This is a genomic window from Anditalea andensis (assembly GCF_000714815.1).
In the GTDB taxonomy this organism is placed as follows: Bacteria; Bacteroidota; Bacteroidia; order Cytophagales; family Cyclobacteriaceae; genus Anditalea; species Anditalea andensis.
In genome coordinates, this window is the sequence record NZ_JMIH01000021.1 from 141528 (window position 1) to 163046 (window position 21519).

Genomic DNA, 21519 nt, shown 5'->3' on the forward strand with positions numbered 1-21519 from the left:
TCAATTCTGATCCAGTCACCTTCAATCAATTTATGTGCTTAGCATTTTCTGCTTTCTCAAATCAACAGGTGCAGGTGTTCTTCATATTTGAAACTTTTAACAATTTATGGAAAAGGATCCTGATAAACAATTGGCTCCATTTTCTAAGTTGTCCACTCCCCTATATATATATTATTTTATTTAATTAAATAAAACTATTAAGGTTATTAAGGTGTGGATTTGTGGACAAATACTTCATATAAATTTACCAACAGACAATTCCACCTTTTCAACATCAGTATACACTTTCTATTAACAATCTATTAACATGTAACCGTTTCATTTACAGGAGTTAATTCTTTCCAGCTGCTTTTTGTTTACAAGTAGTACTTGTTACTATTGTTAAGTACGTGTTGTGATTGTAAATGTGGATAGAGGTGCAGAATAATCAAGTTATCCTCATGCGCTTTTTATTATTTGAAATTGAGTGGTAGTTCGGTGTATAACAATGTTTTTATCCATAGGTTATCTACAGTTATTAACACAGAAACCAGGCTTTATCCCCAAAAAATAATTCAATTATTTTCTTCAGGGATAACAAAATCGGGAATTTCTATCTCAATTTCTGGTATATTTTCTTGTAATGGTAAACCCGTTTCCCGTATTGGGTTTATATTAAGGGCAGTGTTTGACCATCCTGCTTTTAGCATAAAATCCCGTGATTGATTAGTTGGGTTCTGGTAATAGTAGATTGGTTCGGGTAAGGTGTTATCCGTAAAGTTTCCTGGATCCCACCTTCTGTTACTGTTTCTATCTATGATTGCCCTAAGTTGGTAATCACCCGCTTCTATATCTGTAAGGGAGAACCTGTTTATAGTGGTTAAATATACTTCTTTAACAATCTCTCCTCTCCTATTCAGAAGTTGTACAATTATGGGCAGTTCATCCGTATTTACTATCCCTGAAATTTCGTCAGTGAGTGTTTCTGCTTTAATTTTTTTATAATTGGCTTCCAGTCTTGATTCATTGTACAGTCCTTCTACATCTCTGAATGTAGAGTCAGCTGCATATACTGTATAGGTCCCTGCTCTTAGGGTATCAGCTATCGGCATGCTAATCTGTAGCCTGGTAAAGTCTGTACTGTCTGGGAGGCTTAAATATTGTCTGGTGATGGGTATAACTCCGGCTGTATCATATCGTATCATTAGGGAATCAAAGTATACTTCAGACAAAGGTTTATTAAATGTAAGGACTGCGGTAAGATTATTGACAAAACCCTTTCCACTATCGGCTGTGATATCTAGCTTTTCTTTATTTCTGGTACTTTCTTCAAATCTTGCATATAAAGTTGTATCTATCCTAAAACCTACAGAGTCCATTATATTCAATCTGACCTGGGTACTATCATCCCTTAACCTTGTATGGTATAGCCTTAAAGTCCTATCTGATACTCGGTAGAAAAGCTCGGTATTGATATCCGGATGATCTATTTCTATTTGTACGGGAGGTTTACTTAATACCAGATCATAATTTGTCCCAGAAGGACTGGTCCTGTTCACTCTAAAATATGTGAGATCTCCCGGGAAGATATTGAAATGTACATCTTCAATATGTTGATCTATCAGGATAGGGTCTGTAAAATACGCATAAGGTTCTGTCTTTGATTCTGCCTTTAGGGAATTATTGATATCTTTCCATGCATAGGCTCTATAGGTTCCCGCTTTTATATTGGTAATATTAAATCTGCCTGCCGTATCTGCCTGTGCTATATAATATGGTGACGCAGTAAAGATGTCTGTAGTGTCCTGGATTTCATACAAGCCTACCAAAACATCTTTAATAGTCTTGTCTTTGGAAGGAAACATAAATCGCGCCCTACCACTAAAATTCAAACTATCAATTTCATCACCAGTAGAAAACACCAGCTTTAAATTCTCAGCAGGATTGTTTTCTGTTATATCTTTGACACTTTGCTGGAAATTGAACACATAAGTAGTATTGTCTTCCAGTTCTTGGTTAAGCTTTATTCTCACTCTATTTTTGATAGCCACTATTTCCAGTTCCTGTTTATCTATTCTGGGCGTGACGATAAGTTGCTTATTGGCATTTTCTACTTTGACAAATTCACTGAAATCCATAACAATTTCTTCCGGTTTCACCCTTAATGATTGATCAGCTGGATTGGAACTTAAAAATACTGGAGGAATTTCATCTTTAGGTCCGCCCATAGGGGTACTCTCTCTGGCGCATGCCCCTAATAAAATACAACCCAAATATACTATGATACTATATGGTACTCTCATTTTTTTCTTAGTATGAAAAGCAAACTGGAATAGTTATTTTTGTTGTTTTTAGCATAATTATTGGATTTATAACCATTTATAATTGATTTTAATAGGTTATTACCACTATTTGTTATTTTATCGGAGAGTATGGAAACGTAGTAGCTGTCAAATTTCATAGGTACTGCATCTACAATTCGGAGATTAAACTCTTCCGCTAGGATGCCCATGGTTTCCTGATTGAAATGATAAAGATGTCTGGGAACATCCAATGCAGCCCATTTTTCTTTAAAATGAATTGCATCAAATGACATATTATTAGGTACTGCTATAAAAAGGGTTCCTCTTTTTTTGAGCTTTTGTAAAAGTATATTTAATGTATGATGCAGATCGTGTACATGTTCCAAAACGTGAAAAAGTGTAATAGCATCAAATTTATTTTCATGCTTAAGGTCATCTAATGATTGGAGTATGCTAAGATTAAGATTCTTTACAGCTAATTCGGCAGCCTCTTTATTGGGTTCCAATCCTATGGTCTGCCAGCCATTTTTATTTGCCCTTTTCAGAAAATGGCCTGTACCGCATCCATAGTCCAAGAGACGTCCTTTATTTTTTACATAAGCATTCATCCATCCCACCTTTTGCCCAAGTGTATAACTACGTACCATTTTGTATAATACATCAATGAAATTATTGCTCTTATCGGAATGGGATATGTAATTTTCGGACTGATAATATTTGCCGATATTTTTTTGATCGGGTCTTGGATTTGTAAAAATAAAGGAGCAGTTATTACATTTACATAAGGTAAATGATTCTTGTGTAATGGAGTGATCCTTTACTACCATATAATTATTAAAATGCCCACTCTTACACAATGGGCATTTACTGAGTCTTTCGTACATGATTTATCTTCCAAGATATACTGTCAATATAGACAGGTCTGCTGGTGTAACCCCGCTTATACGTGATGCTTGTCCCAGGGTTTCTGGTCTTACCTTATTCAATTTTTGTTTACCTTCTGCTGAAAGCGCTGGTATCGATAAATAATTGAAATCAATAGGGATTTTATAATTTTCCATGCTATTTAATTTAATTACCATTGCCTGTTCTTTTTCTAGGTAACTGTCATATTTTATCAATATTTCTGCTTGCTCTATTACAGTTTGGCTATATTTGTTTAGCATAGTATCCAATGGAAAATCCATTTTTCTCAAGTCAGATAACCCTAATTGAGGTCTTTTCAATAATTTATCTACTGAAATTTTTTCTTTAATAATAGCAGTCTGATGCTTTTCCAGATCTTCATTGATGCTTTCAGGTGATACTTTGATCTGCTTTAATGCTTCCATTAACGATGAAGTTTCATTTTTCTTATCCATCATACGGTCCAACCTATCATCTGAAGCTAAGCCCATTTTATGTCCTAATTCTGTTAGTCTTATATCAGCATTATCCTGTCGGAGCAACAGTCTAAATTCTGCTCGGGAAGTGAACATTCTATAGGGTTCCTCAGTGCCTTTGTTAATCAAATCATCTATCAATACCCCTATATAGGCATCTGATCTTTTTAATAGGAATGGATCTATTTCATGGGTTTTATTATGGGCATTCATTCCGGCTATTAACCCCTGGGATGCCGCTTCTTCATACCCTGTAGTTCCATTTATTTGACCAGCAAAATAAAGGTTATCTATAAGTTGAGTTTCTAGTGTAAGTTTTAATTGTGTAGGTGGGAAATAGTCATATTCTATAGCATAACCTGGCCTAAACATTTTAGCATTTTCAAAACCTGCTATTTTGCGGATGGCCTTATATTGCACATCTTCAGGAAGTGATGTAGAAAATCCATTTACATAAATTTCAACAGTATTCCACCCTTCTGGCTCTACAAAAATCTGATGCCTATCCCTTTCTGCAAACCTGTTGATTTTATCTTCAATAGAAGGACAGTACCTAGGTCCCAATCCCTGTATTCTACCATTGAACATAGGAGATCTGTCAAAACCGGTTTCTAAAATCTCATGTACTTCTTTATTTGTATAGGTAATCCAGCAGTTATGTTGTTTTTTTAGCGTGCTGGTCGCATCAGAGAATGAAAATTTTTCTGGATTATCATCTCCATGCTGTATTTCCATCTTTGTGTAATCCAAGCTCCTGCCATCCACCCGTGGCGGTGTTCCGGTTTTCATTCTTCCTGCTTCAAAACCCAATTCTATAAGCTGTTCTGTGATGCCTCTGGATGAAGCCTCACCAGTTCTCCCGCCTCCAAATTTCTTTTCACCTATATGGATGATTCCATTTAGAAATGTACCGTTTGTTAGCACTACAGATTTTGCCGGTATATCTATTCCCATACCGGTCCTAACTCCTGATATTCGATTATCTTTAACCAGTAGCCCAGTAACCATTTCTTGCCAGAAGTCTACATTTGGATTGGCTTCGAGGGCCAGTCTCCATTCTTCAGCGAATCTCATGCGATCATTTTGCGACCTAGGTGACCACATGGCAGGACCTTTAGACCTGTTCAGCATCCTAAACTGTATCATGGATTTATCTGTAATGATACCGGACATTCCTCCTAATGCATCTATTTCTCTTACAATTTGACCTTTTGCCACTCCACCCATAGCTGGATTACAGGACATCTGAGCAATAGTATTCATGTTCATAGTACACAAGAGTACCTTGGAACCCATCTGTGCTGCTGCATGTGCTGCTTCGCATCCTGCATGCCCCGCCCCTACGACTATTACATCATATAATTGAAACATATATTTAAATGTTTTTTTAGTGTTCCACGTGGAACAGTATTAATTACGAATTTAATTATTTAATATGTTCCACGTGGAACATATGAATTAACGCTAGCTATTTATGAATTTGGATAAATAGAAATACTCATATTTTCCATCTTACGCATGATCATGATTTCATCAGAAGTTTTATCCTTGTATCCCATTAGGTGAAGTAATCCATGGGCGATTACTCTTTTGAGTTCTTCGTCAAATTGGATATTGTTAGTCGAAGCATTTTCTTTTACCCGATCAATACTAACAAAAATATCTCCTTCAATAATTTTTTCTTCATCTGAATTATCGAACGTAATTATATCTGTATAAGTATCGTGATCCAAATATTCTAAGTTAATTTGATGAAGATATTCATCGGAACAAAAGATGTAGTTTAAATCTTGAACATGAAACTTATCAATTTGGGCTACCGATCTAATCCATTTTTTATATGTATTTTTATGTGGTAAATTAAATGTGATTTTTTCTGCAAAAAAAATGATCGCCATACCTTTTAGCTCATGTAGAATGTTAGAATGGTTTTTTTACCATTGTCCTCAAAGTTAACTTCATCACTTAAATGCTTCATTATAAAAACCCCTCTTCCTCCATAATTTGAAATGTTTTCTGGAGATGTGGGATCTTTAAGTTCTGTATGTTCAAATCCTTTTCCTTCATCTTCGATGATAAACTTTATTTGGTCATCAAGAAATCGTAATTCTAACTTCACCAGTTTTTTTGAATTATTACCATTGCCGTGGATAATAGCATTACTAACGCATTCTGTTACGGATATCATGATGTTTCCATAAATATCATCATTGATATGAAATTTCTCTTTTGCATTATCTATGAAGCTTTCAACGATTTTAATATTATCAATCAGAGATGGTATAGAAATTTTGATAGATTTCATTCAGTTTTTGTTCAGATTAAAATTTTTATCATCATTATTTTAATTGTCAATTTCCAACAATATTGGACAATGATCTGAGTGTATAGCATCCTTTAAAATTACCGCTCTTGATAGTTTATCTTTTAAAGGTGGTGTGACCATGTGATAATCTATCCGCCATCCCAGATTTTTAGGTCTGGCACCTGCCCTATAACTCCACCATGTATATTGATGTGGAGAATCATTGAAGTGCCGAAAGGTATCAATAAAACCACTGTCGGTAAATTTATCCATCCAGGCTCTTTCGTCAGGTAAAAAACCGGATGTGTTTTTGTTTGAAATAGGATTATGTATATCTATAGCTTTATGGCATATGTTATAGTCACCACTTAGAATTAAGTTAGGTCTCACCTTAATTAAATCCTGCGTGAAACCATAAACATCATCCAAAAATCTGTATTTAAATTCTTGTCTTAGCGTACCGATGGTACCACTGGGGAAATATGCGCTAATAAAGGAATAATCCCCATAGTCTGCCCGAATCATTCTCCCTTCATCATCATATACTGACAATCCCATACCATATGTTATATGATCAGGTTTAATTTTACTCAGTATAGCTACTCCGCTGTAACCTTTTTTTACAGCTGGATGCCAATAGACATGATATCCCATATCCTCAAAAATGGTAAGGTCAACTTGATCTGGATTTGCTTTAATCTCCTGCAGACCAATTATATCTGCATCTACCTGGATAAGCCATTCGGCAAATCCTTTATTTAATGCAGCCCTTATTCCATTTACATTATAGGATACGAATTTCATGGTACTTAGATTTATAATCTTATTAATTAAAATATGTTTCCGATAGAGGGTCCTAAATGGACTCCAATATGGATTTTAATTTATTTTACTGTTCAACTTTTAATTTCTATATCGAATTCTATTTCGAAATATTCTATAACATGTATTTTCAGGAGTTTTTCCTGTTCCAGCATATCAAAATGAGGTAGTTCCCTGACTAGTTTCCAATGAGGCCATCCTTCCTGATCTATAAAATCAAGTTCATAAAATCCCGCCAGACTTAAAACTTTACAAATGGCAATATGAATAAGATCCTGCTTTTGCTCCTTGGAGAAAGGCTTTAAACCCTGTCCCAGTTCCTGAACACCAATTAGAAACAGTACTCCATTTAAATCAGCAGGTTTTTTACCTATCAAATCATAAAGTCCGTTTAGGAGCTTTCCCCATCTTTTTTCTAGATCAAAGTCCTTTTTAACCATGTTAATTTGATTTTTGCTCCAATTCCTCCCAATATTCTACCGCCCTTCTTAAATGGGGAATGACTATCGATCCTCCTATAACGGTGGCGATTGAAAATACCTCAAATATTTGGTCCTTAGTGATTCCCACTTCATAGCATTTACCTAAATGGTAACGGATACAATCATCGCACCTCAGTACCATGGAACAGGATAATCCCATCATTTCCTTCGCTTTGACATCAATAGCCCCTTCTGTATAGGCATTAGTATCAAGGTTGAAAAAACGTTTGATTACTTTATTATCAGCGGCCATGATTTTTTCATTCATTTTGCCCCTATATTCATTGAATTCTTCAACTAAATTCATTAACTTCCTTTGATTAGATTTAACTGGTAAATATAACAGGTATTTCGCTGTGATTCAGAACTAACAAGGCTTTTTCCATATGCGTTTCACTTTTTTAGAGGATTTTTTGGCTTTGGTGTTTCCACAGACCTGCTGTGGATGTAAAAAAAGTCTTTTTCGTTTTGAAAAACTGATCTGTAAGCATTGCATAGCCAATCTTCCGGTCACATCATATCACCTTATGGCTGAAAATAACGACCTGACCGTTAAACTTATGGGACTTACTGATGTTAGAAAAGCTATTTCTTTATTAAGATTTACCAAAGGAGGGTTGAGTAAGAAATTATTACATCATTTAAAATATAAAAATAAACCTGAATTGGGTGTAGAACTTGGCAAAATATATGGCTATAGACTTAAAGAAAGTGGTTTTAATATAGATTGGGACCAAATCATACCGGTGCCACTTCATCCTATTAAACTAAAAAGAAGAGGTTATAATCAGAGTGAGCGGTTTGCTGCCGGGCTTTCTCTTGCGCTCAATGTTCCAGTAAACCATGAGCTTAAAAGAATAAGGTATACTGAAACCCAGACCAGGAAATCCAGGCTTCAAAGATGGGAGAATGTTAGTGAAGTATTTACCCTGGTAGAAAACCATACTATAATGAATAAGAAAATTCTTCTAGTAGATGATGTTATGACTACAGGTGCGACTTTAGCTGCTTGTGCTAATGTATTGCTACAATCATCCGTAAGTTCTGTTGATTTAGCGGTTATTGCTGCAGGGAGATAGGCATATTCGTTAATATTTGGAGCTAAAAAAATAGGTAGATTAACTATAACCTTATTAAATTGCTCCATTAATAAATACTAAAATAATGCTGATAGACCTTAAAGGAAAAAGAATATTAGTTACTGGAGCTTCCAGAGGGATAGGAAGGAGCATAGCTGAACAGCTTTCCCATTCTGGAGCGGAAGTGTTGATCCATTATAATAATAATAAGGGTAATGCCGAAAGCGTTCAAAGAGGTCTAACCAATACCACCCATCTGGTACAGTGTGATCTTGCATCGCCAGAGATGGTAAAAGGTTGGATACCTAGCATGATCAAAGAGTATGGACAAATAAATGGAATAGTCAATAATGCGGGGATAGCCATATCTATAGCAGATGATTCTGATATTAATGAGTGGACTGATGTTTGGCAAAAGACAATGGATATAAATATCAATTCAATGGCTATCATTTGTAAGGAGTTTATTGAGCATGCCAAAGTAAATAGAGAAGGTAGAATTATAAATATTTCATCACGAGCAGCTTTTAGGGGGGATACACCAGATTATTTGGCGTATGCTGCTTCCAAGGCAGCCATCGTAAGTTATACCCGTTCCATAGCACGCTATTATGGAAAAGAAGGAATTAAAGCATTTATTATAGCTCCAGGCTTTACCAGAACAGATATGGCCCAGGAATTCATGGACCAATATGGAGAAGCATATGCCTTAAATGATATAGCTTTAAATCAACTTACCGAACCAAAAGATATAGCACCAATGGTTACGCTACTTTGTTCGGGTATGGCTGATCATGCGACAGGATGTACGATAGACATTAATGCTGCCTCGTATGTTCATTAATGTATTACTTTTAGTTTGAAGCAAGAATGGACAAAAAAGAATTCCGAAAACAGGCCCACCAGATGGTCGATTGGATGGCTGATTATCTAGAAACTAAAGATAGTTTCCATGTTAGTCCGAAAATTAATCCTGGGGAAATCTATCATCAAATTCCAGAGATGGCTCCTGAAGAAGGGGAAGATTATGATGCTATATTTAAAGATTTTAAAGATATTATACTTCCAGGGATGACCCATTGGCAGCATCCTTCATTTTTCGGATATTTTCCGGCCAATAATTCCGAACCATCTATACTGGCCGAAATGCTCACAGCCACTTTAGGAGCACAGTGTATGTCATGGATAACTTCTCCAGCTGCTACTGAATTGGAAGAGAGGGTGTTAGAGTGGATGAGAGATGCTAAAGGTATATGTTCCACGTGGAAAGGTGTCATTCAGGACACAGCCAGTACTGCTACTTTGAGCGCTATATTGGCCGCAAGAGAAAGAGCATGTAGCTATTCCATAAATGAAAATGGATATAGCGGGAGAGAAAAATTTAGGGTTTATAGTTCCGAACATGTACATTCCTCTATAGACAAAGCATTGAAAATTAGCGGTATAGGTCAATCAAATTTAGTGCGGATTGCGGTAGATAAGACATACGCTATGAGACCGGCTGATTTGGAAAAGGCCATACAGGAGGACATAATTAATGGATTTACGCCACTGTGTGTTGTTTCCGCGCTGGGTACTACCAGTTCGACTGCAATAGATCCCATTAAAAGAATTGGAGAGATCTGTCAAATGTATAATATATGGCATCATATAGATGCAGCTTTTGCAGGGACAGCTTTATTCCTACCGGAATGTCAATGGATGATAGAAGGACATGAAACAGCGGATAGTTATGTGTTTAATCCGCATAAGTGGATGTTTACCAATTTTGACTGTTCAGTTTTGTATTTGAAAAACCCACATTTTCTTGTAAATACTTTTAGTCTTACACCGGAATATTTGAAGTCCAATATGGATGCTGAAGTTAATAATTATAGAGACTGGGGTATACAGCTCGGCAGGAGATTTCGTGCCTTAAAGCTGTGGTTTGTGCTTAGATCTTATGGATTAATTGGTATTAGAGCTAAGCTGAGACACCATTTGGCATTGGCCAAAACACTTATAATGGAAATGGAGGCGCATCATGATATAGAAATTTTAGCTCCTGTACCCTTAAATACAATCTGTTTTCGTTATAACCCTACCTCTCGTTATACATTAGATGAACTGAATTATATCAATGAGAAATGGATGAATCTAGTCAACCAATCAGGCCGTGTATTTTTTACCCATACTAAACTGGAGGGAAAATTTGCTATACGTTGGGTGATCGGCCAGACGGATGTAGAAGATTTTCATATCAAAGAAGCTTGGAATCTGTTACTACATAAACTTCCGGACGCTAAACCTTATGTCAAAGAAAAATAAAATAGATCCTGAAATGATGAGCTTGTTCAAAATATTTGGAATAAGTTCTATCTTATTTGTGATCTTAATTTCATTTTTTAATGATAAATCACCAAATACAAGTAATGAAAACAATCTATTGGCTATAGATGATGCTAGCAGGTTATATTTTAAAAATGTGCGGCAACCTTACTATGATGTAGAAGGTAGGACAGATGCTAAAATGAATATATATCGTTTGGGCAAAAGAGTAAAATCTGAAAATGATCCTATACTTAATATAGCAATCATCATCAATCGGATCAAAGATGAAGCATATTTATATGTAGAACCATCCGCTGTATTTGATAATGAGACAATCATTAAAATCAAGTGGATTTCTGAAAATAAAGAAGTGGATGGAGAGCTTGATTTTCGAAGTGGTGATCGGTATGACCATTACGGTTTTGTCGAAGACCTCTATCCATTGCTATTAAGTAATGCCTCTTTTACTACAGAAATAGCGGGGAAACGGCATCCGATACTGTCTGAAGGGAGAGAAAGGGATGCTTTTAGGATTACTGCTTTTGATTATTATCGGCTTACTGCAAGAGATGATATGAATAAATGATGGAACTGAAGAGAATAGATAATTTATGGAATTTCTGCAGGGTAAAAACAAACCTGCCATGTACAAAAACGGTGGATAAAGTGGTTCGATACAGCTTTGTCAAAGCCGGCATCACATTAATTCATGAATTCAAACCCAATCTACTTCAGACGTCTAAATTAACACTGATAGAAAAAGGGTATTTAGATAAAGCAAAAAAGAATATATACGGTGCTATAAAAAAGCAGTTTGGGGTAAAAACCCCCCACTTAAATGGCAGTTCAGCCATTTTCTTTCCAGAGGAGATTTTAGCGCTAAAGAAGAACCATAATCTCATCGTGGAGCAGGATAAGAACGGTAAGTTTTGCATAACACTCAGTCCGTTTGTTCCCAAGAATATTTACGATATATTTAACACCATTAATCTCATCAGTATACATTTATGGAAGACAATATATTTCTCAGAACTTACCAAAAATTAATAGGCCACAAAATAGATAAATCTCCTTCTAAGGCTGGAAATTGGCTGGGAGGCATTCTCTTGGCAGCCGAATACGGGAGTATGGTGATGGAATATGAAGTAAGGGAAGAAATGTGCAATCCCGGCCATATACTCCATGGAGGTATAGCATCATTGATGCTTGATGATGTAATTGGTGCGGCTAATTACATTACGGGTAATGAATTTTTGATGACGAGTATTAACCTCAATGTCGACTTTCTATCATCTGCGAAAATAGGTGAACGGTTAAAGGTAAAAGCAGAACTCGTGAGACAGGGTAGGAATGTAAATCATTGGAAAGCTGAAATATTAAATGCTGATGGCAAAATAATTGCTAAAGCCAGCAGTAACCTCATTGTGACTAAGGTGAGGATTTCTGATTTGGAGAGCAGTTCTTCCCAATAAAATGTTAATTTTAAAGTGTGAAAAATTTATATTTAACCCAGGATAATCTTCGCAAATTTATCGAGTCAGCCCTATTGGAAGATGTTGGTACGGGAGATCATTCTACCTTGGCAGCTTTGCCCAACGGGACAAAAGGATCAGCGAAGCTATTAATTAAAGAGGACGGAATCATAGCTGGCTTAGAACTGGCCAAGCATATTTTTCAATATTATGACCCGGAGCTCGAGGTTGAAATGCTTTTGAAGGACGGGGATTTGGTAAAGAAGGGGGATATTGGGCTTATCGTAAATGGTCTTGCAGCTTCTATTTTAACTACCGAGAGACTGGTGCTTAACTGTATGCAGCGGATGAGTGCCATTGCCACTAAAACACATCGTTTAGCTTCTATTATCAGTCACACTAAAACAAAACTGCTGGATACCAGAAAGACTACCCCTAATTTTAGAATGCTTGAAAAATGGGCTGTTTCTATAGGAGGGGGCGAAAATCACCGTTTTGCTCTTTATGATATGATCATGCTAAAGGATAACCATGTAGATTTTGCCGGTGGTATATCTGAAGCTATTAAAGCTACCCAAAGTTATCTTAAAAGAAAACACCTCGATCTCAAGATAGAAGTAGAGACCCGGAACCTGGAGGAAGTAAGACTTGTGATAGAAACGGGAGGAGTGGATTTTGTGATGCTGGATAATATGGACTGTGATACCATACGGGAAGCTGTAGCCCTTATCGATGGAAAATTTCTAACGGAAGCTTCTGGTGGGATTACGGAGGAAACAATAAAAGACATAGCAGAATGCGGAGTTGATTTTATTTCTGTCGGTGCTTTGACCCATCATGTTAAAAGCATGGATATCAGTTTAAAAGCAATGTAAGTCTTTTTAGATAATCTATATTGTTGTTAAAATATAGGTTATTGCGATAATTTGAATTTCACCTTAGAAAATATACTATATCCGACCGATTTTATGAACAGCTTTATCCAGTGTATTATAGTCCATAAACCGGAGGAGGGATATAAATGGAGCCACCATTTCCAAAATATCCATCCATACATAAAAACGATGGAAGTATTCAATTCCTGGGAGGATGCACTGAAGTATGTAGATGACGATAACAAAGTGGATTTAGTAGTAGGAAGTTATGAACTTACGGATGTTTTTCCTTTAATTTTTGATCGATTTGACCGGACCATACCTGTAGTATTCACCTCCATTAAGCCCTTTATTACAGAAAAAGCCCTCCAATTGAATTGTCTTGATTTTATCAATGAAAGTGCAGATATGGCAAGGCTGAGAAAGTGTTTTGATAAATTTCAATTACTTTACGGAGAAGTTGACAACCCCCGCCTTTCATCTTCCACAAATGAACAGCTTACATCAATTCCTTCTCAGAAGTCCAGGTTTTTGGTCAGGTCTGGGGACAGGTTTTCTTATAAGGAACCTCATGATGTGGCATTTTTTCTGGCCGAAGATGGGCAGACATTTATCATAGAAATGGTGACTGGGAAAAAATACCTCATCAATCATAAGCTGATGGATCTGGAAAACGAGCATATTGATCCTAAAGAATTTTTCAGGATAAATCGAAGTATCATATTAAACGTCCATGCCATAGGTCAGATTCAAAAATACCTCAATAGCCGCTTGAAGATAGAATTGAAAGTGGATTATCCAGCAGAGATTATCGTCAGCAGGGAGAAGGTGACCAAGTTTAAAAGATGGGTGAATCAATAGGTATATATCATTTTATAAGATCGTGGATGATCAGATTTTTTCTGTAGAATCTTAATGCATAGCCCTTGAAGCTTTTTTTATTCTCCTCTGCTGATTACATTTGGTTTTTCCAAATCATTATCTATGAGTAAGATTAATACTAAAAAGAAAACTTTTCTTGACCGCTTTTTGGATGCCATAGAGGTGGCTGGCAATAAACTTCCAGACCCTGCTATTTTATTTTTAATTCTTATGTTGTTCACTTGGGTGCTTTCAGCTATTTTGGCCCCTATTGATTTTGGAGAAATAGACCCGAGGACCGGTACCGATCTGCAGATCGTAAATCTTCTGACCGGGACTCAGCTGGCTTCTTTTCTATCCAATATGGTAAATGTGTTCATCACCTTTCCGCCATTGGGAGTGGTTTTGGTGGCCATGCTGGGAGTAGGAGTCGCCGAGCATTCAGGATTTATTAATGCAGGTCTTAAATACCTCTTGAGTTTTACACCTCAAGCGCTCCTCACACCTACCTTGGTACTGGTGGCCATAGTGAGTCATACGGCTGCCGATGCAGGGTATGTATTGGTTATACCGTTAGGCGGTGTAATATTCTATGCTGCAGGAAGGCATCCTTTAGCAGGAATAGCAGCGGCATTTGCTGGTGTATCAGGTGGATTTAGTGCTAATTTTATACCATCAGGTATAGATCCCCTTATCCAGAGTTTTACCCAGTCTGCTGCGCAGATCATTGATCCCACGGTAAATCTGAACCCGCTCAATAACTGGTATTTTACCAGTATGTCCAGCATGGTAGTAGTAGCTGTAGCCTGGTATCTAACCGATAGGGTGATAGAACCCCGTCTTAGTAAGACTGCCAAAGTAGATGAAGACCTTGTAGATGCACCTAAAATGGAAGATATAGGCCCAAAGGAGAAAAAGGCATTTTGGGTGGCTACTGCAGTGATGGTCACTGGAATGCTAGCCCTGTTCTTTTGGTCTTATCCTACGGATTCTGCATTGAGAGATCCAGGGGGAGAAATTACTTCTTTAGGAGCACCACTGATGCGTTCGATTGTACCATTAATATTTTTATTGTTTTGGTTGCCAGGATTGGTTTATGGATTCGTATCAGGAAATTATAAAGAGATGAAGGATGTGATCATGTCCATGAGCAAATCCATGGGAAGCATGTCCCATTATGTAGTCATGGCTTTTTTCTGTGCACTATTCATCGATGCCTTTGCCAAATCAAATATAGGAGCTATGACAGCACTTAAAGGTGCTAATTACCTTCAAAGCATGAATCTGCCAGGACAGGTGACCATTGTTGGCATAGTATTCCTGACTGCCTTTGTAAATTTATTGGTAGGTTCAGCTTCAGCAAAATGGGCGCTGATCAGTCCCATCTTTGTTCCCATGTTGATGCAATTGGGCATTTCGCCGGATCTTACGCAGGCTGCCTATAGGGTAGGTGATTCAGTCTCCAATATTATCACTCCTCTCCTACCGTATTTTCCATTGGTGGTAGTTTTTTGTCAGCGCTATGTGAAATCTACGGGTATAGGCACTTTAGTCTCTGTAATGATACCTTATTCAGCTGTATTGCTTATTGTGTGGACCATATTCCTATTGATTTATTGGACACTCGGTATTCCGTTGGGATTACAGTCATCCTATGAATACATGATGGTAAGGTAAAAATTTCCAACCTAAAGGAATCAAGGTCAAAGAGTGAAGCTATTTCTTTTTTTGACCTTGATTTTGTAGTAAGTAGCTTATTGAGATTTGATGCATGGCTTGTTCCTCGTACGAGGAATTTAATTTATCGCTCTTCATTAAATATTTCGATGGCATATGCGCTCATAGCTTTTACGCCTGTCTTAATGGTGGGTTCCATCTGGGGAGCAAAGAAAGGGGAATGTAATCCTGGAATTTCGGTACCAGATTCCTTTGCTTTCCTCAATACCTCTGGATCGGTAGCTCCTAAAAAAAACATGGAGTAAGGTATAGGTTTTTCCTGTATACCATAGCGGCTAAAGTCTTCTCCAATCATTTCGGCTTCTATTTCTACCAGCCTATCCTCTGAAAATTCTTTTCTAAATACATTCAGCATTAGATCTGTAAGTGAACCATCATTTATTAATGGTGGTGTATAGGGTTCTCTGATCCAATATACAGGCATTTTATCCTCGGGCATACCTGCTGATCGGGCTATATTTTCACTGATCTTTTTTATGTGGGATATCAGTGTTTCTCTTATTTCCGGAGCATAATACCTTAAGGTAAGCTGCATGGTAACTTCATCGGGTATGATATTATGAACCGAACCGCCATGTATGGATCCCACAGTCACCACAGCAGGCTCAGTTGGAGCTATTCTTCTACTGACTATAGTCTGGTAAGCCTGTATCATCTGTGCACTCATAACCACAGGGTCTATGGTCATATGAGGAGCGGCTCCATGTCCACCTTCGCCATATACTGTCACATTCATCATATCCACACCAGCCATTAATGCACCGGCTTTATAGCCAATAGACCCAGCTGGTAGATGAGGAGTGTCATGGAGTGCTATAGCATAGTCTGGAATTGGAAAATTGCTAAAGAGTCCGTCCTTGAGCATATTGTAAGCTCCTAAGCCATTTTCCTCTGCAGGTTGACCGATCATGATGAGCGTGCCTTGCCACTGATTTTTAAATTTGGAGAGCAGTTTTGCAGTTCCTATAAATACGCTCATGTGCACGTCATGTCCACACGCCTGCATGATGTAGGTTTCTTTACCATCCGCAGTCACCCCCTTTTTTTTACTGGCATATTCCAGTCCTGTTTTTTCTTCCAGGGGCAGTGCATCCATATCTGTTCTGATCATAAGCACCGGACCTTCCCCATTATGGAGCAGGCCGACAATACCATAACCTCCTATATTTTCTGTCACTTCAAATCCTAAATCCCGCAGTTCCTTTGCCAGGCGAGCAGAAGTTTCTTTTTCCTGGAGCGAAAGCTCCGGGTTTTGGTGAAGGGATTTATAAAGCGACTCCAAACTCGGGTAAATATCGTCAATATATTGATCCTTAGTTTGTGCAGCAGCAAAACCTACTAAGAGAAAATATAAGGTTAAGGAAAAAAGGAGATGTTGATTTGGCATGTGGTTTTTATAAATTATATTCCATGGCGGGTTTTGCTGAAAGCTATACTAATATCCAGGTTAGCTATAGTATGAAGCCTTACCTTTTCGTAACTTATTTCAGTATATTTTAAATTACTCTGCAAATTGCAGCTTCACCAGATTTGCGTAAAATCCCTCCTCTTTATGTGATAGGACCTCATGGTTGCCTTCTTCTACTATTTCTCCATCTTTTAATACATAGATTCTGTCTACTTTCCTGATGGTAGCAAGCCGGTGGGCTATAATAATGGTTGTTCTGTTTTTCATAAGCTCATTCATAGCTTCCTGTACCAGCGCTTCAGATTCGGCATCCAATGAACTTGTCGCTTCATCCAGAATAAGGATGCGTGGATCTTTTAGGATGGCACGGGCTATGGCTACCCGTTGCCGTTGTCCGCCTGAAAGTTTTACACCCCTTTCACCCACCAATGTGTCAAGGCCTTCCGGAAACTTGCTGATAAACTGCCACGCATTAGCTTTCTTGGCGGCTGATATGATTTCTTCTTCTGTAGCATTAGGTTTGGCATATCCAATATTTTCCCGGATGCTGCCACCAAATAACAAGACTTCTTGTGGAACTATCCCTATATTGGATCTCAGCTGCTTGAGGTTCCAGTTATCCACATTTTCCCCATCTATTTTGATCTGACCGCCTTGTATGCCATAGAACTTCAGTAACAGCTGAATGATCGTAGATTTACCGGCACCACTGTGGCCTGCCAGCGCTACCTTTTCACCGGGACGGACATGAAAATTAATGTCTTTTAAAACCTGGATATCTGTTCTGGTAGGATAAGTGAAGGCCACATTTTGAAACGAAACTTCACCTTTTATCCTAACATCCTGATATTCGGCCAATGATTCTTCAGGCAATTCATCCAGAATTTCTAACACCCTTTCCGATGAACCAATGGCTTTCTGTACCTGTCCATAAATATCTCCCAAACCGGCTATAGAACCACCAATAAATGTCGTGTAAAGCACAAATGAAACAAGATCACCTATACTCATCATACCAGATGCCACTAGTGTAGCGCCGTACCACATGATAGCGACTATCCCTCCAAACAAAGCAAAGATGATAAAAGATATAAAAGCTCCTCTGTAACCAGCAGCTTTTAATGCTACACTGACCACACTGTTTAGACCTTTACCGTACCGCTTGGTTTCATAATCTTCCCCGGCAAATGATTTTACTGTCATGATAGTCTGAAGCGTTTCTTCTACTATCACATTGGCAGCTGCTAATGCGTCCTGAGTAGCTTTGGATAATTTTCGAATAAATTTACCAAATACCATAGCGATCAAGATCAAAACCGGAAAGGTCGCCACCATAAATAATGTGAGGCGAGGTGTAGTATAAAACAGAAAAACAGTTCCAGCCAGTAGTGTGATGAGTTGTCTAAAAAGTTCTGCTAGCGTGGTCGAAAAGGTATCTTGTAACAAAGAGACATCAGAAGTTATCCTGCTGATGAGTTCTCCGGTCCGCCTTTTATCAAAAAAGGACATGGGCAAATGAACCAAACGGTCATATAAAGCAAGTCTAATATCTCTCATAGACCGTTCACTTACCTGGGCAAACAGCCATACCCGAAAGAATGAAAAGAAGCTTTGGATAAATAATATACCAACCAGTAATAAAGCTATAGAATTTAAATCATTCAATATCCAGGAATCCCCTGATGCAATGTCAATCAACTTTCCGGCTACAAAAGGGAAAGTCAATAATGTAAGACTGGAAAAGAGCAGGAATAGTAATCCCAGAACAAAGCTGCCTTTATAAGGGAGGATAAACCTAAAAATGCCTCCTAATTTGGTTATATTTTGTTTATTGAGTTTTCTTTTTTCACTTTCTTCCAGCGCCGTTCCTCTTTTTTTTGCCATTGGTGATGATATGCCTATTTAATGTAGGCAAAGGTACTATTTTTCAACTAAAATTAAACCATTCTTCTTTTCAACTGGGCAGATGATTCCGCACTATGGTCGATCATTCATTTTCCTTACCACATTAAGAAACTTCCCCAAGCTCGGATTTGGATTATGTAGGTTCCAAACCGCTGTAATTTCAGCCTTTTGCGCTATATGTTCCAAAGGTATAAATTTAACCTTTGCAGTGGTTACCTTTTGAAATGAGCTGGGCAAAAATGTAATTCCCAGGCCATGGTCCACCAAATTTAAAACTGTATGGCCATGTACGGTTTCATGGGCAATCCGGGGAGAAAAACCTGCCTGCTCACAGATACTCAGTTGTAATTGGTAATATAATTCCCCATCATTTTTGGGCGGTAAGATGAATTTTTCATATTTCAACTGTTCTATGCCTTTAAAATTTATTTCATTTATGGAATGATTATGAGGTAGTATAAGAGAAAACGGCTCACTATATACCAGGTGCTGGCCTAGGTCAGTATGTGGTAATGGGTTGCGAAGAAATGCGATATCCAGCTCCCCGCTTTCTATGGCTACTCGCTGTGAAGATGTAGTCATTTCGTTTAAATAGGTTTGAATATGGGGATTCCTCTCATGTAGATGTATCAGCATATCCGGTAAAAATGTATGGATGCAAGATCCTACATATCCTATTCTTAATTCACCTTTATCTCCTTCTTGGACCAACCTGGTCTGGGCTTTTACCCTATCCAGTTTTTCTACTATCTGTTTCACCTCCTCGCGAAAATATCTACCGGCACCGGTAAGTTCTACTTTTCTCTTATTTCTTTTGAATAAAGTGACATTCAGCTCATTTTCCAACCCCTGTATCTGCTTGGTAAGGGCAGGCTGTACGATAAAAAGCTTTTCTGAGGCACGGCCAAAGTGTAGTTCATCGGCCAGTGTGAGGAAATACCTAAGTTGTCGTATATCCATGATAAATAACTTAATGTGATTTGTATTGCTAATTTATGTTATTTTTTATTATTAATGAGAATGTTGACATTTGTCTGTATACATTTTTAATCAATGTTCATATGACTCGAAAACACAACATTCACCGTATAAGCGCGGACTGGCTAAGTCTTGAAACCATCCAGAGAATTATACAAGAAGATAAAAGGCTGGAATTGTCACCAAAAGCCATCCTTAATATCTCCAAGTGCCGGGAATACTTGGACGTTAAAATGGTAGAAAATGAGGAAGCATTGTATTATGGAATCAATACAGGGTTTGGCTATCTTCAGAATGTTCGTATAGAAAAGGATCAAATCAGTGAACTCCAATATAACTTACTTAAATCCCACGCCTGTGGTGTAGGGGACAAAGTGCCGAAGGAGGTCGTAAAGCTAATGCTGTTAACTAAAATCCAGTCGCTTTCCTATGGAAATTCAGGTGTGCAACTGGAAACTGTAAAGCGGCTGGTAGATTTTTATAATCATGATATTCTACCGGTGGTATATCAGCAGGGTTCTTTAGGTGCTTCAGGAGATTTGGCCCCACTATCCCATTTGAGTTTACCACTGATCGGACTGGGAGAAGTATATTTTGAGGGGGAGGTATATAAAAGTGATGAAATATTAAAGCAATTTGGTTGGTCACCTATAGCCCTTCAATCAAAAGAGGGGCTATCGCTAATCAATGGAACCCAATTTATGGTGGCCTATGGAATACATTGCCTACTGAAGGCAAAGAAGCTCCTTAGCTGGTCAGATATAATTGCGGCCATATGCATTGATGGTTTTAACTGTAGTTTACAGCCTTTTCACCATCTGGTACATTCCATCCGTTCCCATGCAGGGCAAGTGGATACAGCTAATTTTATAAGGAATTTATTGGAGGACAGTGAAATAGCCGCTACGAGGGATAAAGCTGTTCAGGACCCGTATTCTTTCAGGTGTATACCACAGGTGCATGGGGCCAGTAAGGACACATGGAATTTTGTAAAGACCACCTTTGAGACAGAAATCAATTCTGTGACCGATAATCCTAATATTTTTCCTGAAGAAGACAAAATAATATCTGCGGGCAACTTTCATGGCCAACCCCTTGCTTTAGGATTTGATTTTCTTTCTATCGCTATGGCGGAGGTAGGTAATATAGCTGAGCGTAGAACCTACCAGTTGCTATCAGGACAGAGAGGACTCCCTCTGTTTTTAATTAAGAATCCCGGTCTGCACTCAGGTATGATGATCCCCCAATATACTGCTGCCAGTGTAGTAAGTGAAAACAAACAGCTGTGTACACCAGCATCCGTGGATTCTATAACATCATCTAACGGTCAGGAGGACCACGTAAGTATGGGTGCTAATGCAGGTACTAAATGCTATAGAGTAATCAATAATCTGGAAAAAATATTGGCCATAGAACTGTTTTCGGCCACGCAGGCACTAGAATTCAGAAGGCCTAAGAAAACCTCCAGAGCCTTAGAACAACTGATCAAACAATACCGAACCGATGTCTCTTTTAATGAGTTCGACAGAATATTATCAATTGATATAGAAAAATCGATCCAGTTTATCCGCAAGGAGCCAATAGTGATACCTTCTACCCTTTGATCAGCCTTTAACCTAGA

21 protein-coding genes are annotated in these 21519 nt (G+C 37.9%); 10 read left to right on the top strand and 11 right to left on the bottom strand.

Going from position 1 to position 21519, the window contains the following annotated elements:
* Positions 1 to 554 precede the first annotated feature (554 nt).
* The 8 genes from EL17_RS12495 to EL17_RS12530 all read right to left on the bottom strand — a co-directional run bounded on the left by EL17_RS12495 (position 555) and on the right by EL17_RS12530 (position 7580).
* A complete protein-coding gene (locus tag EL17_RS12495) occupies positions 555 to 2282 on the bottom strand; it encodes an Ig-like domain-containing domain (RefSeq protein WP_240485989.1) in 1728 nt (575 codons plus the stop codon).
* Positions 2279 to 2929, bottom strand: a complete 651-nt coding sequence (locus EL17_RS12500) for a class I SAM-dependent methyltransferase (RefSeq protein WP_316932663.1) — start codon at positions 2927 to 2929, stop codon at positions 2279 to 2281. The genes EL17_RS12495 and EL17_RS12500 overlap by 4 nt, the downstream gene beginning before the upstream one ends.
* Before the next feature lie 240 nt (positions 2930 to 3169).
* The gene (mnmG, locus tag EL17_RS12505; RefSeq protein ID WP_035074432.1) at positions 3170 to 5035 is read right to left on the bottom strand and encodes a tRNA uridine-5-carboxymethylaminomethyl(34) synthesis enzyme MnmG; all 1866 of its coding nucleotides are present in this window, start codon (positions 5033 to 5035) and stop codon (positions 3170 to 3172) included.
* 101 nt (positions 5036 to 5136) lie between these two features.
* Positions 5137 to 5562, bottom strand: coding sequence for an rRNA maturation RNase YbeY (ybeY, locus tag EL17_RS12510; protein WP_035074433.1), 426 nt, complete (start codon positions 5560 to 5562; stop codon positions 5137 to 5139).
* 5 nt (positions 5563 to 5567) lie between these two features.
* Entirely contained in the window at positions 5568 to 5969 is a 402-nt protein-coding gene (locus tag EL17_RS12515) for an ATP-binding protein (RefSeq protein WP_035074435.1), read from the bottom strand.
* A 39-nt stretch (positions 5970 to 6008) separates the two neighbouring features.
* Positions 6009 to 6773, bottom strand: coding sequence for an exodeoxyribonuclease III (locus EL17_RS12520; RefSeq protein ID WP_035074437.1), 765 nt, complete (start codon positions 6771 to 6773; stop codon positions 6009 to 6011).
* 92 nt (positions 6774 to 6865) lie between these two features.
* Positions 6866 to 7231 carry a hypothetical protein gene (locus tag EL17_RS12525; protein WP_035074440.1) on the bottom strand — a complete coding sequence of 122 codons (366 nt, stop codon included), beginning with the start codon at positions 7229 to 7231 and terminating at the stop codon, positions 6866 to 6868.
* Between the two features lies 1 nt (position 7232).
* Positions 7233 to 7580: a carboxymuconolactone decarboxylase family protein gene (locus EL17_RS12530; RefSeq protein ID WP_035074442.1), complete on the bottom strand. Its 348-nt coding sequence runs from the start codon at positions 7578 to 7580 to the stop codon at positions 7233 to 7235.
* A gap of 79 nt (positions 7581 to 7659) precedes the next feature.
* Between EL17_RS12530 and EL17_RS12535 the strand changes: the two genes are divergently transcribed.
* From EL17_RS12535 to EL17_RS12575, 9 genes are all read left to right on the top strand, one after another.
* Positions 7660 to 8352, top strand: coding sequence for a ComF family protein (locus tag EL17_RS12535; RefSeq protein WP_035074444.1), 693 nt, complete (start codon positions 7660 to 7662; stop codon positions 8350 to 8352).
* An 85-nt stretch (positions 8353 to 8437) separates the two neighbouring features.
* Positions 8438 to 9196 (top strand): SDR family NAD(P)-dependent oxidoreductase, encoded by a 759-nt coding sequence (locus EL17_RS12540; protein WP_035074446.1) that lies wholly within the window; start codon positions 8438 to 8440, stop codon positions 9194 to 9196.
* Positions 9197 to 9222: 26 nt separating this feature from the next.
* The gene (locus EL17_RS12545) at positions 9223 to 10659 is read left to right on the top strand and encodes a pyridoxal phosphate-dependent decarboxylase family protein (RefSeq protein ID WP_035074448.1); all 1437 of its coding nucleotides are present in this window, start codon (positions 9223 to 9225) and stop codon (positions 10657 to 10659) included.
* Positions 10643 to 11248, top strand: a complete 606-nt coding sequence (locus EL17_RS12550) for a hypothetical protein (protein ID WP_035074450.1) — start codon at positions 10643 to 10645, stop codon at positions 11246 to 11248. The genes EL17_RS12545 and EL17_RS12550 overlap by 17 nt, the downstream gene beginning before the upstream one ends.
* Positions 11245 to 11709, top strand: coding sequence for a hypothetical protein (locus EL17_RS12555; RefSeq protein WP_051719984.1), 465 nt, complete (start codon positions 11245 to 11247; stop codon positions 11707 to 11709). Before EL17_RS12550 ends, EL17_RS12555 begins: the two co-directional genes overlap by 4 nt.
* Positions 11670 to 12134, top strand: a complete 465-nt coding sequence (locus EL17_RS12560; protein ID WP_035074452.1) for a PaaI family thioesterase — start codon at positions 11670 to 11672, stop codon at positions 12132 to 12134. The genes EL17_RS12555 and EL17_RS12560 overlap by 40 nt, the downstream gene beginning before the upstream one ends.
* Positions 12135 to 12151: 17 nt before the next feature.
* Positions 12152 to 13009 (top strand): carboxylating nicotinate-nucleotide diphosphorylase, encoded by an 858-nt coding sequence (gene nadC / locus EL17_RS12565; RefSeq protein ID WP_035074454.1) that lies wholly within the window; start codon positions 12152 to 12154, stop codon positions 13007 to 13009.
* Positions 13010 to 13102: 93 nt separating this feature from the next.
* Positions 13103 to 13870, top strand: coding sequence for a LytR/AlgR family response regulator transcription factor (locus tag EL17_RS12570; RefSeq protein WP_035074456.1), 768 nt, complete (start codon positions 13103 to 13105; stop codon positions 13868 to 13870).
* Positions 13871 to 13993: 123 nt separating this feature from the next.
* A complete protein-coding gene (locus tag EL17_RS12575; RefSeq protein WP_035074458.1) occupies positions 13994 to 15547 on the top strand; it encodes an AbgT family transporter in 1554 nt (517 codons plus the stop codon).
* 124 nt (positions 15548 to 15671) lie between these two features.
* On the opposite strand, the gene EL17_RS12580 is transcribed toward EL17_RS12575, so the two are convergent.
* The 3 genes from EL17_RS12580 to EL17_RS12590 all read right to left on the bottom strand — a co-directional run bounded on the left by EL17_RS12580 (position 15672) and on the right by EL17_RS12590 (position 19880).
* Positions 15672 to 16994 carry an amidohydrolase gene (locus EL17_RS12580; protein WP_035074460.1) on the bottom strand — a complete coding sequence of 441 codons (1323 nt, stop codon included), beginning with the start codon at positions 16992 to 16994 and terminating at the stop codon, positions 15672 to 15674.
* Between the two features lie 114 nt (positions 16995 to 17108).
* Positions 17109 to 18899 (bottom strand): ABC transporter ATP-binding protein, encoded by a 1791-nt coding sequence (locus EL17_RS12585; protein WP_035074462.1) that lies wholly within the window; start codon positions 18897 to 18899, stop codon positions 17109 to 17111.
* A 93-nt stretch (positions 18900 to 18992) separates the two neighbouring features.
* On the bottom strand, positions 18993 to 19880 hold the full coding sequence (locus tag EL17_RS12590; protein WP_035074464.1) for a LysR substrate-binding domain-containing protein: 888 nt from the start codon (positions 19878 to 19880) through the stop codon (positions 18993 to 18995).
* A gap of 101 nt (positions 19881 to 19981) precedes the next feature.
* Here EL17_RS12590 and hutH point away from each other — a divergent pair, with 101 nt between their 5' ends.
* Positions 19982 to 21502 (top strand): histidine ammonia-lyase, encoded by a 1521-nt coding sequence (hutH, locus tag EL17_RS12595; RefSeq protein WP_035074466.1) that lies wholly within the window; start codon positions 19982 to 19984, stop codon positions 21500 to 21502.
* Positions 21503 to 21519 lie beyond the last annotated feature (17 nt).